16 protein-coding genes are annotated in these 14281 nt (G+C 38.9%); 14 read left to right on the top strand and 2 right to left on the bottom strand.

The genetic code is table 11. The annotated features are described in order from the left end of the window. Position 1 precedes the first annotated feature (1 nt). The 10 genes from BLS20_RS06300 to BLS20_RS06255 all read left to right on the top strand — a co-directional run bounded on the left by BLS20_RS06300 (position 2) and on the right by BLS20_RS06255 (position 9816). Positions 2–862: a 4Fe-4S binding protein gene (locus BLS20_RS06300; protein WP_090173397.1), complete on the top strand. Its 861-nt coding sequence runs from the start codon at positions 2–4 to the stop codon at positions 860–862. Between the two features lie 27 nt (positions 863–889). Then, entirely contained in the window at positions 890–1141 is a 252-nt protein-coding gene (locus tag BLS20_RS06295; RefSeq protein WP_090173394.1) for a sulfurtransferase TusA family protein, read from the top strand. A gap of 105 nt (positions 1142–1246) precedes the next feature. Continuing rightward, complete coding sequence (hemA, locus tag BLS20_RS06290; protein ID WP_090173392.1) at positions 1247–2392, top strand: glutamyl-tRNA reductase; 1146 nt, start codon at positions 1247–1249, stop codon at positions 2390–2392. Between the two features lie 26 nt (positions 2393–2418). Further along, complete coding sequence (locus BLS20_RS06285) at positions 2419–3009, top strand: precorrin-2 dehydrogenase/sirohydrochlorin ferrochelatase family protein (protein WP_090173390.1); 591 nt, start codon at positions 2419–2421, stop codon at positions 3007–3009. Between the two features lie 24 nt (positions 3010–3033). Beyond that, positions 3034–3999: a hydroxymethylbilane synthase gene (locus BLS20_RS06280; protein WP_176762317.1), complete on the top strand. Its 966-nt coding sequence runs from the start codon at positions 3034–3036 to the stop codon at positions 3997–3999. Next, positions 3999–5564 carry a uroporphyrinogen-III C-methyltransferase gene (gene cobA / locus BLS20_RS06275; RefSeq protein ID WP_090173386.1) on the top strand — a complete coding sequence of 522 codons (1566 nt, stop codon included), beginning with the start codon at positions 3999–4001 and terminating at the stop codon, positions 5562–5564. Before BLS20_RS06280 ends, cobA begins: the two co-directional genes overlap by 1 nt. A 66-nt stretch (positions 5565–5630) precedes the next feature. Next, on the top strand, positions 5631–6608 hold the full coding sequence (gene hemB / locus BLS20_RS06270; protein ID WP_090173656.1) for a porphobilinogen synthase: 978 nt from the start codon (positions 5631–5633) through the stop codon (positions 6606–6608). Between the two features lie 6 nt (positions 6609–6614). Then, positions 6615–7877: a glutamate-1-semialdehyde 2,1-aminomutase gene (gene hemL / locus BLS20_RS06265; RefSeq protein WP_176762316.1), complete on the top strand. Its 1263-nt coding sequence runs from the start codon at positions 6615–6617 to the stop codon at positions 7875–7877. Positions 7878–8348: 471 nt separating this feature from the next. Further along, the gene (locus BLS20_RS06260) at positions 8349–9413 is read left to right on the top strand and encodes an alpha/beta fold hydrolase (RefSeq protein ID WP_090173383.1); all 1065 of its coding nucleotides are present in this window, start codon (positions 8349–8351) and stop codon (positions 9411–9413) included. After that, positions 9406–9816, top strand: coding sequence for a MarR family winged helix-turn-helix transcriptional regulator (locus BLS20_RS06255; protein WP_090173381.1), 411 nt, complete (start codon positions 9406–9408; stop codon positions 9814–9816). Before BLS20_RS06260 ends, BLS20_RS06255 begins: the two co-directional genes overlap by 8 nt. Before the next feature lie 71 nt (positions 9817–9887). On the opposite strand, the gene BLS20_RS06250 is transcribed toward BLS20_RS06255, so the two are convergent. Beyond that, complete coding sequence (locus tag BLS20_RS06250) at positions 9888–10160, bottom strand: metal-sensing transcriptional repressor (RefSeq protein WP_090173378.1); 273 nt, start codon at positions 10158–10160, stop codon at positions 9888–9890. A gap of 124 nt (positions 10161–10284) precedes the next feature. Here BLS20_RS06250 and BLS20_RS06245 point away from each other — a divergent pair, with 124 nt between their 5' ends. The 4 genes from BLS20_RS06245 to BLS20_RS06230 all read left to right on the top strand — a co-directional run bounded on the left by BLS20_RS06245 (position 10285) and on the right by BLS20_RS06230 (position 13881). After that, complete coding sequence (locus tag BLS20_RS06245) at positions 10285–12153, top strand: heavy metal translocating P-type ATPase (RefSeq protein ID WP_090173376.1); 1869 nt, start codon at positions 10285–10287, stop codon at positions 12151–12153. A 50-nt stretch (positions 12154–12203) separates the two neighbouring features. Further along, the gene (locus BLS20_RS06240; protein WP_423230172.1) at positions 12204–12887 is read left to right on the top strand and encodes a DNA alkylation repair protein; all 684 of its coding nucleotides are present in this window, start codon (positions 12204–12206) and stop codon (positions 12885–12887) included. 68 nt (positions 12888–12955) lie between these two features. Next, a complete protein-coding gene (locus BLS20_RS06235; protein ID WP_090173372.1) occupies positions 12956–13390 on the top strand; it encodes a PqqD family protein in 435 nt (144 codons plus the stop codon). Continuing rightward, on the top strand, positions 13390–13881 hold the full coding sequence (locus tag BLS20_RS06230) for a hypothetical protein (protein ID WP_090173370.1): 492 nt from the start codon (positions 13390–13392) through the stop codon (positions 13879–13881). The genes BLS20_RS06235 and BLS20_RS06230 overlap by 1 nt, the downstream gene beginning before the upstream one ends. Before the next feature lie 151 nt (positions 13882–14032). Here the strand turns inward: BLS20_RS06230 and BLS20_RS06225 are convergent. Continuing rightward, positions 14033–14281: transposase domain-containing protein (locus BLS20_RS06225; protein WP_143010235.1), on the bottom strand; the 249-nt coding region annotated here is incomplete at its 5' end.

Here is a 14281-nt window from a genome sequence, read left to right as displayed (position 1 = left end):
TATGGCAGTTGATTATGCAACATTAAAAAAAGGCGGCTTCATGAGACAGAAGCAGAAAAACCATTTTTCTCTAAGACTCAGAGTAGTTGGCGGACAAGTTACTGCAAGACAGCTGGCCAAAATATCAGAAGTAGCTGATCAATATGGACATGGATATGTACATCTAACTTCAAGACAGGGGGTAGAAATCCCATTTATCCGTCTTGAAGATATAGATGAAGTAAAAGAAGCCCTTGCAGAAGGAGATGTAGCGCCAGGTGTATGCGGCCCAAGAGTTAGAACTATTACAGCCTGCCAGGGTTCAGAGACATGTCCTAATGGATGTATTGAATCTGAAAAACTTGCACAGGAATTGGATCAGAGATATTTTGGCAGAGAGCTTCCTCACAAGTTCAAATTTGGAATTACGGCCTGTCAGAATAACTGCCTTAAAGCTGAGGAAAATGATCTTGGTATTAAGGGAGGACTGAAGGTTGACTGGAAAAAGGAAAGCTGCATTAACTGTGGACTCTGCGCCAAGGTATGTCGTGAAAAAGCTATCACTATTACAGATGGTGTTGTTGAGATAGACAGAGAAAAATGTAATTACTGCGGACGTTGTGCATTTGGTTGTCCTACTGATAGTTTTGATACTATCCCAGGATATATCGTAAGCTTTGGAGGATTGTTTGGTAATCATATCAGTAAAGGTGAGCCAATAATTCCTTTTATAGAAGACCATGACAAGCTTATGAAAGTGTGTGATGCAACAATAGGATTTTTTAACGAACATGCAAATCCAGGTGAACGTTTCAAATTCACTATTGAGAGAGTTGGCAGACAGGAGCTTGAAAAGGCAGTACGAGAAGCTTATAACTCATAATAAAAAAGAAATAGAGGAGGAATAAATATGGCTGATATAGAAATTCAGTTTGACGATACAGTAGATATCACAGACGTTGTATGTCCGGTAACATTTGTAAAGGCCAAGGTTGCAATAGAAGAGCTCGATGATGGACAGATACTAAAAGTTCACATGAACGATGGAGAGCCTATCAAGAATGTACCTAGAAGTCTTAAAGATGAGGGACATCAGATACTTAAGATATCAGAAAATGATGATGGTACTTATGACCTTTTTGTCAAAAAGGTTGAAGAGTAATAACAGGAAATATCAATAATGCCAGAATGGAGCATGTTGAAAATTATTAGATACAAGCTCCATTCTGGCTATATTTATCTGAAGTAAAGTGATAAAATCTGAGATATGAATATTATTAGCATAAGCCATAAAAAAGCAGGCCTTGAAGAACGTTCAAGATTTGCATTTAGTGATGAAGACAAAAAAGAATTTAGAAGACAGCTATTTGAGATATTCCCGGAGATAAGAGAATGTGTAATATTAAGTACCTGTAATAGATGCGAGATATTCTGGAATGGTGATGATGAAAACGTTAAGGAAGTGGAGAAGTTCCTGTGCAGATACAAGAATGTTCCTCATTCACATGCGATTGGATATCTGGGGATCTATACTGGAAGCAGGGCTATAAGGCATCTTACAAGAGTTGCATGTGGAATTGATTCAATGGTACTTGGAGAAGATGAGATTCTAAGGCAGATCAAAGAAGCTTATTACGAAGCTCATGAATCAGGAGCAACTGATTATGAACTCAATACCATTTTTCAGATGGCTATAGCAGCAGCTAAAGAGATTAAGACTAGTACAGGACTATCTACAACACCTGTATCTATAGGTACACTTGTTGCAAATATGGTCAGTAGTCTAATATCAGAAGGCTACGGTAATAAGGTTATGATACTTGGAATAACTGGTAAGATTGGCAATATTACAGCCAAGAATATTGTGGCTAAAGGTGGAGTAATTGTTACAGGGACAACCAGAAAGCACAATGCTGAAGGGTTGTTACCATCATATCCTCAGATTAAAATGGCAGAGTTTCATGACAGATATGAGCTTATGAGAGATATGGATATCATTATAAGTTCAACAGAATCCCCTCATTATACAGTAACAGCAGATGAATATATTAAAACAGTTGGAAACGACAGGAAGCGTATATTTATCGATCTTGCAGTTCCACCTGATATAGATAGTAGTATTGAAGAACTGGATAATTGCAGACTTGTGACTATAGACTATTTTAAACAGTTATCAGAACATAATAATAATCTCAAGGCAGAAAAGGCACTAGATGCTAGAAAAAAAGCTGATATGCATGCTGATGAAATAGAAAAAGAACTAAGGCTACATGAAATAATTACAAAACTTCCGGAAATACGGGAAATGATATCGGCAAATGGAATTGATAAATTAGTATATGGTCTTAGAAAAAAAGCAGATAAAGAACAGGTAGAACAAATAGCAGACTGGTTACTTGGAAACCTTATTTAATTCAGATATAAAAGATGGAGTGAATTATGGCTTATTTTCCATTATATATAAATCTTGATGATACCAAGGTTGTAGTTATAGGAGCCGGCAAAGTAGCATCGAGAAAGATAAAAGACGTTCTGGAGTACGGGGCTAAAGTTGTAGTAATAGCCCCTATGATAGATGAAGAGATAGAGAAAATGTCTGTCTGTAATGATGTAAAGATTATTAAGGCAGAATTTACGGAGGCACTTCTAGATGAAGAGCTGCGAGAAGGTAATATCAGCTTTGTAGTAGCTGCTACAAATAACAGAGACGTGAATATTATAATTAGTAGATATTGTAAATCCAGAAGAATACCGATTAACGTAGTTGATGATACAGAGCTGTGTAGTTTTATTTTTTCTTCTATTTACAAAAATGGAGATATTATATGTGGTATATCAAGTGGCGGTAAAGGCCCTGTTATTACGCAGTATATAAGAGATATTCTAAAGGATAATCTCCCTGATAATATTGGAGAAATCGCTGATATTATGGGAAAAGAGAGAGAAAAACTCAAAAAGAGCGAGCCGGATCAGGCTAAAAGGGCTGTGATATTAAGAGAACTACTAAATGAACTGATAAATGCGGGGTAATTATTTCAAGATATGAGGACAGGTATGAATATTATCAGAGTTGGTACAAGGGGAAGCGCGCTGGCTCTTAAACAAGTGCAGATAGTCGCAGACCTTATTCATGAGAAACATCCGGAAATAGAAATTCAAAATGTAATTATCAAGACAAGCGGAGATAAGATAACAGATAAATCGCTTGCTGCAATTGGCGGTAAAGGACTCTTCCTCAAAGAGATAGAAGAGCGCCTTGCAGCAGGTGATATAGATATTGCTGTTCATAGTGGTAAGGATATGCCATCTTATACACCTGAACCATTTATAATTCCAGCTGTGCTTCCAAGAGAAGATGATGCTGATTTGTTTATCATTGCAGATCGTAATACAAATCCAGATGCTAGAAAAGCGCTTGAATATATTAGTAATCTGCAGAATATAGAAGATGCTGAAATCCATAATAATATGAATTTTAATATTACTATCGGAACTTCAAGTCCCAGAAGAGAAGAGCTTATTAAGAGACTTCTGCCTGGAAGCAGTACTACACTTCTAAGAGGTAATGTTCCTACAAGGCTGACCAAACTTGCAGTAGGAGAATGTGATGCAACACTACTAGCATCAGCTGGAATTAAGAGACTTGGAATTAATCTTGCAGAAAACGGAATAATTGCTGTCCCTGTTCCTGATGAATATATGATTCCGGCTTCATGCCAGGGGATAATAGCTGTAGAGACAATTAAAGGAAATCCTGTAGCAGACATTATTTCAGAAATAAATGATGCAAACACTAAATTTATTTTTGATCATGAAAGAGCTCTAATGAAAATGTTAAATGCAGACTGTCATGATGCAGCAGCTGTTAATATCAAATACCTGTCTGAAACAAAAAATCATATTAAGATATCAGCTTTTTATAAAAATAGTGATATAGCAGTTAGAACCTGCAATATAGAAGAAATAGATACAGCTGTAGACGATATTAGAGAACAGATTAAATTAAGGAAAAATAATTAGTGAAAAGAAAATATGTATATATAGCAGGAGCGGGACCTGGAAATATTGAATATATGACGGTTAAGGTCAAAAGGCTCTTGCAGAAATGTGACGTAATTATATATGACAGCCTTGTAGATATAGAGGCTCTTGCATTGTGCCGCACAGACGCAGAAAAAATATATGCCGGTAAGAGAGCCGGACACCATTCTATGAAACAGGATGAAATTAGCAGGCTTATAGTACAAAAGGCTATGGAAGGAAATACTGTACTAAGGCTAAAAGGCGGAGACCCATTTGTTTTTGGGAGAGGTCCGGAAGAGTGTGAAGAACTTAAGAAAAATGGGATTCCATATGAAGTCGTTCCGGGAATAACTTCTGCTGTGGCAGTTCCTATGGCTGCAGGTATTCCTGTAACTAACAGAAATATGGCAAGGTCTTTTACAGTAATAACTGGACATACTGCAAGTGGAGAGATTAAGGATGATATAGATTTTGAAGCACTTGCACATACGAGTGGAACGCTGGTATTCCTAATGGGACTGGGAGCAATAGGAAATATTACAGATAGCCTTATCAGATCAGGAATGGATGAGAATATCCCTGCAGCAGTTATAAGTAATGGAACTATGCTCAATCAGTATGTACTAAGAGGAACTCTGGGTACTATTACGGATAGATGTAAGGCGGATTCTAATGTTATCTCACCTGCAATAATTGTTGTAGGCAAGGTATCGGAACTTAATCTTAACAGCAATGTAAGAGATGGTCTTGAAGGCATAAATATTATTGCCTGCGGAACAATGGATTTCTGTAAAAGAGAAGAAGAACTTATGCAGGAGCATGGGGCAAGAGTAACTAAATTACCTGTTTTACAGATTAAAGAAATAGAACAAGAACATAAAGTAGACCAAGTGTTTTCGGGTATTATCAACAGAGAATATGGAGCTATAGCTTTTACAGGTAGAAATGCCATTAGGATATTCATGGAAAGGCTTAATAAGAGCGGAGTAGATATCAGAAGCCTTTATAATATAGATATTCTTGCAATTGGAAGTAGTACAGCCAGCTATCTTAAGGAATATGGAATAAATGCTGATGGAATTCCTGATGAATACACTTCGGATGGACTGGCTAGGCTCATAATTCAAAGAGCTAATGCAAGTAAAAAAGATGAGTATGTTATCGGTAATAAAGTTGATTCAACAAGCAGATACAATGTACTCATACCAAGAGCTTCAAAGGGAAATGATGTTCTTGCATCTAAATTGCAAAAAGCAGGTGTATCATTTGATGAAATAGCATTATATGATACGATTGCAAATGACCATATATCAGAACAGATAGAACGTGTATGTTTGATGGATGGAGTTTATGACTATATAACTTTTGCAAGTGCAGAGGGTGTAAGACTATTTATGCAAAATGGCGGAGTAATACCAGAAGGTGTAAGAGCTGTTTGCATTGGTAAGTATACACAAAAGGCTCTTACGGAGGCTGGAGTATATGATTGTATTGTAGCTCAGAAGGCTACTGCAGAAGGAATTGTGGAGGCAATACTGGCTGATCACAATAGCTGCGGATGATTATGGATAATAGTATATGTCTATAAATGCAGCATGTATATGGATATAAAGGGAGATATTGATATTATGTACAGATTTAGAAGACTTAGACAAACAGAAAGATTAAGAGATCTTGTGGCTGAGACAAGACTTGATGTAAGAGATTTTATATATCCTCTTTTTGTAATAGATGGAGTAAACATAACTGAGCCTGTAGATTCTATGCCTGGAGTATACAGATATTCTATAGACAGACTAGATTCTATAATTGATGAAGTATATGAAAGCGGTATTTCAGGTATTCTTATATTTGGAATACCTAAGCATAAGGATGCAAAGGGAAGCGATGCCTATAATCCAGATGGAATAGTGCAGAGGGCTATCAGATATATTAAGGATAGGCATCCAGGTCTTATAGTAATAGCTGATATATGCCTGTGTGAATATACAGATCACGGTCACTGCGGTCTTATAAGCGGCAGAACAATACTTAATGATGAGACACTACCTCTTTTGGCACAGATGGCTGTTACCACCGTGCAGGCAGGAGCTGATATGGTTGCGCCATCTGATATGATGGATGGAGATGTAGAATCCATTCGTGATGTACTCGATGCCAACGGATACAGTAATGTTCCAATAATGGGTTATAGTGCCAAATATGCTTCAGGATATTATTCGCCATTTAGAAATGCAGCCGGATCTGCACCAGGTTTTGGAGACAGAAGATCTTATCAGATGGATCCTAGAAATGGTGTTGAAGGCATAAGAGAGATACAAAATGATATAGAAATGGGAGCGGATATAGTAATGGTCAAGCCAGCTCTTGCTTATCTAGATGTTGTAAAAGAAGCATCAGAAACATTTGATTATCCAATTGCTGTATATAACGTAAGCGGTGAATATTCCATGGTTAAGGCTGCTGCAGAAAAGGGCTGGATTGATGAGAAGAGAATAGTTATGGAGAATCTCTATGCAATGAGGAGAGCCGGGGCATCCATAATCATTACCTATCATGCACTTGATGCAGCCAAATGGATGAAAGAGATACATGAAGGAAGATAAAAAATAATGGGAATTACAACTATACAATCAGAACAGTTATTTGAAAAAGCACAGACACTTATGCCAGGCGGAGTCAACTCTCCAGTAAGAGCATTCAAGGCAGTTGGACGTAATCCGATATTTATAGATCATGCCATGGGCAGTAAGATTGTAGATGTTGATGGTAATGAATATATTGATTATGTCTGCTCATGGGGACCAGGTATTCTGGGACATGCACATCCTATAGTAATAGATGCTGTTACAAAGGCATGTGCAAAGGGGCTTACATTTGGAGCACCTACCAGAAGAGAATCAGAACTTGCAGAACTGATAATGGCTGCTGTTCCAGCAATAGAAATGGTAAGACTTGTAAGCTCTGGAACAGAGGCTGTAATGAGTGCTGTAAGGGCCGCACGTGGATATACAGGAAGAGATTTGATTTTGAAGTTTACAGGATGCTACCATGGCCATTCAGATGGCCTACTGGTAAAGTCAGGATCTGGACTAATAACTAATGCAGTACCTGATAGTGCCGGTGTTCCCAAAGCATACACAGACTGTACACTTGTTGCAGAATATAATAATGAAGAATCAGTAAGAGAGTTATTTGGCCGATATGGAGAATCAATTGCAGCCCTTGTTGTAGAGCCAGTTGCTGCTAACATGGGTGTTGTACCACCTGAGGAAGGATTTCTACAGTTCCTTAGAGATATAACTACTAAATATGGAACAGTTCTGATATTTGATGAAGTTATAACAGGATTTAGGCTCTCAATAGGTGGTGCCGCGCAGTACTATGGAGTAAAGCCGGATCTCATTACTATGGGCAAGATAATTGGAGGAGGAATGCCACTAGCTGCATATGGCGGCAGAAAGGATATTATGGAAGTTATATCTCCACTTGGCAGTGTGTACCAGGCAGGTACTCTTTCCGGCAATCCTATAGCTACGGCAGCAGGACTTGCAACACTTAAGCTATTAATGGATGATCAGGACATTTATAAGAGAATAGATGATAAGGCAGCACAGCTGGAAAAAGCATATATATCAGCCGGTTATAAGACGGTTAACAGAGTTGGCTCTCTTATGAGTGTATTTTTTACAGACAGGCAGGTATCAAATTATAATGATGCTGCAACTTCAGATACAAAAGCCTATGCAGAATATTTTGGTCACATGCTGGACAATGGTATTAATATAGCTCCATCCCAGTTTGAGGCAATGTTTATAAGCGATGCACACACTGAAGACGATATTCGTAAGACGATAGATACTATACGTTCCTAAACTTTGACAATACATATCATCGTCATTTTTTTCTTAGACAGTAGAAGATACAAATGGTATGACAGGGAAGGTCAGCATGCTCTTGTTCCATGGGGAATGCGACTGCGAGAACTTTAAAGGCAGGATACTGCCAGGAGCAGTTGATTTACAAAAATAGAAAGTAAAAAAAGTAGTGAACAAGGCACTGAAGAAAGTGGCTTCCGGTGGATCGAAGGGAAAGACGATACTAAAGATATAGTAACAAGAGGCATGAAAGAAATCGATGGCCAGTACTCTTGAATTTCTTTGATTGCAGGAGTTATTGCTCCTACAGTTGTTAGGGTCATTTGGCATCATAAACTTTTGAAGAGGCATTATAAATAATATCTTCCAGGTTATCAAACTTGGATAAAAAAATATTTTTAAATACTTGACTGAGTCAACAATATAATATATGGTTGACTCAGTCAATTTGTTTGTGGAGACCAAGAAATGAAAAAAGTGGTAAGATTTCTTTTAATACTGATCTGCGCACTTGTACTGATATTGTGTGGACTGATCATTTATGTTGCAACATATAAAAATCCTGCGGACAAAGAACTGGTCGAGGCGGGAATAGTGGAAAAGCAGGTGCAGGTGGGCAGCGTAACCTTTAACTATGCTGAAGGACCTGATAACGGTCCGGCTCTTGTCCTACTTCACGCACAACTACTGGACTGGTACACGTACAGCGCTGTTCTGCCGGAGCTTTCAAAAGGCTTTCATGTATACGCTATCGACTATCCGGGACATGGCAAGACTATAGTACCAGAAGGCTACGTGATGAGCGCCGAAAACATAGGAAATGATCTAGGCCGCTTCATCGATGAGGTTATCGGCACGGAAGTTTATGTGACCGGCAACTCATCAGGGGGGCTTCTAGCTACATATCTTGCGGCTAACAGAGGCGATGTGGTGAAAGCGGTAATATTGGAAGATCCTCCTCTATTTTCGTCGGAGTATCCTGCTGTTAAGACAACTGTTGCCAATAAAGCTTTTACCCAGAGCCACAATGCTTTGGAGTCAGAGGACTATGATGGCGATTACCTCATGTACTGGATTGATAACAGCAAGCAGTTCTTTGCCACATATGTGTTTCCAGGAGCAGAAAAATTAATTAAGGGTATGGTGACCATCTATCGCACCTTCCACAGTGATGAGCCTCTTGAGATTGCCTTCATGCCTGTGTCAGTTCAGGAAATGCTGCGTGGGCTGGACTATTATGATCCAACTTTTGGAGCTGCCTTCTATGATGGCACTTGGAATGAGGATTTCGATCATGAGGAAGCGCTAAAGAAGATAGACTGTCCGGTGTTGTTGATTCAGGCCAACACAGGTTATCTGGCTGATGGAACCCTGGATGGGGCGATGTCAAAGGAAATGGCAGAAGTGGCTATGGATTGCCTCAGCGATGGAAAATACTTATATGTGGACTCGGGCCACGTAACAAATCTTGAGGTACCGGATCAGTTTATCGCTATTGTAGAAGATTTTTTCTTGGAGGTAGAGAATGGATAGAAACATTTTTCAAAACGTTGGAATCCTGTATAGAAGCTATTTGAATTATGCAAATAGCTTCTTAAAGGATTTAGGAATTTCCTTTTCAGAAAGTGTTGTGATATCAAATATAGGTGCATCGGAAGGGATCACACAGGAAGGTATTGCCTCACTTCTGTGCATTGATAAGGCTGCCATTGCGAGAAACGTAAAGCTTCTTGAAACCGGGGGCTTGATCGAAATAAAGAAAAATGCAGATGATAAGCGTTTAAAGAAACTTTACCTGACCCAAGAGGGATGGGAAAAGTATAAGGCTATTACGGCAGCCAACACAGACCGCCTGGCTGACCTGTATAAGGGACTCACTCCTTCCGAAATCAGTACACTGGAGACGGTGCTGAATAGGTTGGCAGATAAAGTATAGCGGATTATCGAAAAAAGAACTCATCTTCATCTTGTTGCCGGACACTTCGGTATTCACGTCTGAAATGGTTATTACTGCATATTGGCAAAGCGTTCAATTGCTTTGGTAAAATTCTTTATTTCTTTTTCATCCCCACGTTCAATAGCATCCTTGATACAATGAGTAATATGCCCTTCTAAGACAACCTGCCCTACTTTATTAAGCGCGGATTTCGCAGCATTAATCTGTGCAAGAACATCCTCACAAGGAACATCCTCATCGACCATTCTGTCAATTGCGTTAACCTGACCAATTATTTTCTTAAGTCTTCTATGAAGATTGTCTGAATCCATACACTGTTTCATAGTACTCCTCCGAATTATATAATCTAAATCCATCATACACGATTATGGTTGACATGCACATACCCCTATGGGTATAATGAGGGCGAAATTACATATACCCCTATGGGTATGGAAAGAGGAGAGTATGTTTGACAAAATAGAAGAATTATTTGAATATGGAGGTATAAGAAAAGATATCCTATTGCTTGTTGTTTCTGGATTAGGGTTGATAATCAGTATGCTTACAAGTAATCGTTGGAATCTGGATATGGCATGGCTGGCTATTATTTTATGCGGTATTCCTATTGTGGTTTCCGCAATAATAGGACTATTTAGAGATCATGATATCACGGCAGATGTATTAGTTGCGCTTGCACTGGTAGCAGCGGTTTTTATTGGAGAATATTTTGCAGCAGGTGAGGTCGCCTTTATTATGCAATTAGGTAGCCTTCTTGAAGAGTTGACTGTTTCTAGAACGAGATCGAATATAGAAAATCTGGTAAAACTGACACCTCGCCAAGCAAGGGTGATACGTGACAATCATGAGAGCATTACTCCGGCAGAAAAGATTGCGGTGGGGGATATTGTTAGAGTGAATCCGGGTGAGACAATTCCTGTAGATGGGGTGATTATAAAGGGAAAAACCTTAATTAATCAGGCGAGCCTTACAGGCGAATCGCTTCCTGTGGATAAGAAGGAAGGGGATGAGGTATACAGTGGAACTTTGAATCAGTATGGCTCATTTGAAATGAGAGTTATGAAAACGGATGAGAATAGTTCTATTCAAAGAATGATTCGGTTGGTTCAAGCGGCAGATGTTAGTAAAGCGAAGGTAGTGCGTCTTGCGGACAGATGGGCGGTATGGATTGTAATTATTGCAGTGGTAGCGGCTGTTTGTACTTTTATTTTTACACATGAAATAATTCGATCGGTTACAATATTGGTTGTCTTTTGTCCGTGCTCGCTTGTGCTTGCTACCCCAACGGCAATTATGGCAGCCATTGGAAATATCACAAAACATGGATTGCTGGTTAGAGAAGGGGATGCCTTAGAAAGATTAGCTTCCGTCAAAAAGATTGCTTTTGATAAGACTGGAACGTTAACCTATGGAAAACCGGAAGTGGTGGCCATTAAGTGCAGTTTAGCGAACTGGGATGAAGCTAAGATATGTAGTGTGGTGGGAAGTATTGAACAAAAATCGGAGCATCCATTAGGTCAGGCAATTTACCGGTATGCAAAAGCTAGAAACGCATATTTTGCAGATGTTGAACATTTTAAAATGCTTCCAGGAAGAGGCGTTGCAGGCAACCTTGCAGGAGTAGACTATTTACTGGGAAATGAATTCTTATTAGAAGATTATGGAATCCTAGTACCAGAAGAAAAAAAGAATATAGCCGCCGCGTACATGGAAAAAGGGTGTACGATTACATGGATTAGTGCCGATTTGGAGTGTATAGGATTTATAGCGCTGGCAGATACCATTAGGATAAATGCGCATGATACAATAAAAAGAATTAAGGATTGTAACGTAGAGCCTGTTTTGTTAACCGGCGATAATAAGAATGCGGCCATTGAAATTGGAAAGAAAACCGGCATATCAAAAGTTCAGTATCAATGTCTGCCTGAAGATAAGATGAATTATATTGAAAATGAGATGGCTAGAAGCGAAAGAATCTGTATGATAGGAGACGGTATTAATGACGCTTTGGCATTAAAAAAAGCAACGGTTGGGATTGCAATGGGGAAAATAGGTTCTGATATAGCAGTGGATGCAGCAGATATAGTGCTTGTAAACGATGAAATCGAGAATCTTCCACACCTGATTGGTCTTTCTAAGCATATGATGAACATAATCAAGGTAAATCTTACATTTTCGATGATCCTTAATTTTGTGGCAATCATCTTGGCAATCACGGGAATATTAAATCCTGTAGTAGGAGCATTGGTACATAATGCAGGTTCGGTAATTGTAATTGTGAATTCTGCATTTTTGCTCAAATGGAAGAAAAGGTAAAAAGATATAAATGCAAAGCTTTGTGAAAGGGGAGGATGCAAGTGGACGGCATGAATTTGTACAAGAAATTGTTGGAACTTCAAGACCTTAAATATCGCGATATGCAAATCAAGATCATTCCTTCGATAGATGCAAAGGCCATAATTGGCGTAAGGACGCCGCAGCTTAAGACAATTGCAAAAGAATTAAGAAAAGATGACACATATAAGGTGTTTTTGGATGAATTGCCACATCAGTATTTTGAAGAAAACCAATTGCATGCGTTTATAATCTCAGAGATGAAAAATCTAGATGAGTGTTTGAACGAGCTGGAAAAATTCCTGCCGCATGTGGATAACTGGGCTACCTGTGATCAGATGTCACCGAAAATTTTTAAAAAGTATAAGACGGTACTTTTGCAACGCATAAAGGTGTGGATTCATTCTGAGAAAACTTATACAGTAAGATTTGGAATAGGGATGCTGATGAAGCATTTTCTAGATGAAGATTTTGCGCCGGAGTATCCGAAGATGGTTGCCGGATTAAGAAGTAAAGAGTATTACATCAATATGATGATTGCATGGTATTTTGCAACTGCTTTAGCTAAGCAATACGAAAGCGTACTTCCATATATAGAACAAAAAAGGCTAGATGACTGGACGCATAACAAAGCGATTCAAAAAAGTGTGGAGAGCAGCAGGATTACACCGGAACAAAAAAGTTATTTAAAATCATGGAAGGTGACTCGCAGATAATAGACAGGTCGGCAATAATGCAGCCAAAAGAGATACAAAAATGAATACTATGTAGAAAAAACGGTATTATGATTGGATTTTGCATGAAAATGTTTTATAATATTGTTGTAGAAGTAGACTTGATAATCTTTCAAAATAAGTTTATAATTTATTATTTGAAAGAAGTATTTAAGGAACTATTGGAAAGCAGGTGTGATGTGGACGGCAAAGAAAGCAACATCAATCGTAGATATCGCATCAGCTCTGGGTTTGTACTTAGACAGATTGCAGGAGAATATGTAATTGTTCCAATTGATGCAACAAGTGAGATTTCCAATGCTGTTATGACACCGAATGATACGGCGGGATTTTTGTGGAAAGAATTTCAAGAGCCAAGTACCATAGAGGATGTCATAAAAAGAGTGGAAGCTGAGTATGAAGGGAATCCGGAACAGATTAGCGGGGATGTAAAAGAGTTTGTGATTGAGTCAGTGAATTTAGGAATTTTAGTGGAGGTAGAGTAATGAAAAAACGGTGGATGAGACCTGAAGTTTTAGTTGAGAATTTTGTTCCAAATGAGTATGTGGCAACATGTGAAGGTTCTGATTATTATGCGAATTTTACATGTGCGATTCCGGGATCTTATAAGAATTATATTGGGGATGGAATTGGCACGGTAACCTATAATTGGGGTTCGAATTCAGATGGTAAGAAACATGGAAGCTGTGGAGAGACTTCAGAAACTTCCAAGATTATGGGAGCGACAACAACCGGTGGAGTCGGTTATGAATACCGTTACGGTGAGGTTGATAGAAACAGACCGATTTATAATGTGTCAATTGGAAAGAGCGTTTCAAGTGCAAGTGCGAAATGTTCCACCAATATCGGTAGCGGCAGTCTGACTCCGGGATACCATCTTGCAACCTGGGAAAGTACGGATGGAAGTACCGGTAATTATAAGCATTATGGAATCGCTTATATTTCAAAAGTTGTAACCCAGTCTAATCATTCATAGGATTTAAAAACGGCCGACAAGTGTCGGTCGTTTTTGATGCAGTCGGAGAATGCCCCAGTGGCATTCTTTTTGTGTTATGATGATAGAAATAACGTAACCGGTAAACCACCGGTACCTCCTTTTAATTAAGTCACGCCCGTAGTCGTGACATTTACTTCATTGGTTTTCTGCACTCAGCTGGTAATTCATCTGACCAAGGAAGAAGTTCTTCTAGGAAGCTTCGATCCGTATCATCCATGTGATCAGGAATTACTGTGAGTAAGTGTTTGAAATACTCATAAGGCTTCAAGTGGTTTGCCTTTGCTGTTTCAGCAATACTGTAAGCGATTGCACTGGACTTAGCGCCTGCAACAGTATCAATCATCACCCAGTTCTTCTTGCCTATGCAGAAGCCACGGAT

Origin of the sequence: Eubacterium oxidoreducens (assembly GCF_900104415.1) — a bacterium.
Lineage (GTDB): Bacteria > Bacillota > Clostridia > Lachnospirales > Lachnospiraceae > Eubacterium_C > Eubacterium_C oxidoreducens.
This window is presented reverse-complemented; position numbering and strand designations above follow the sequence as displayed.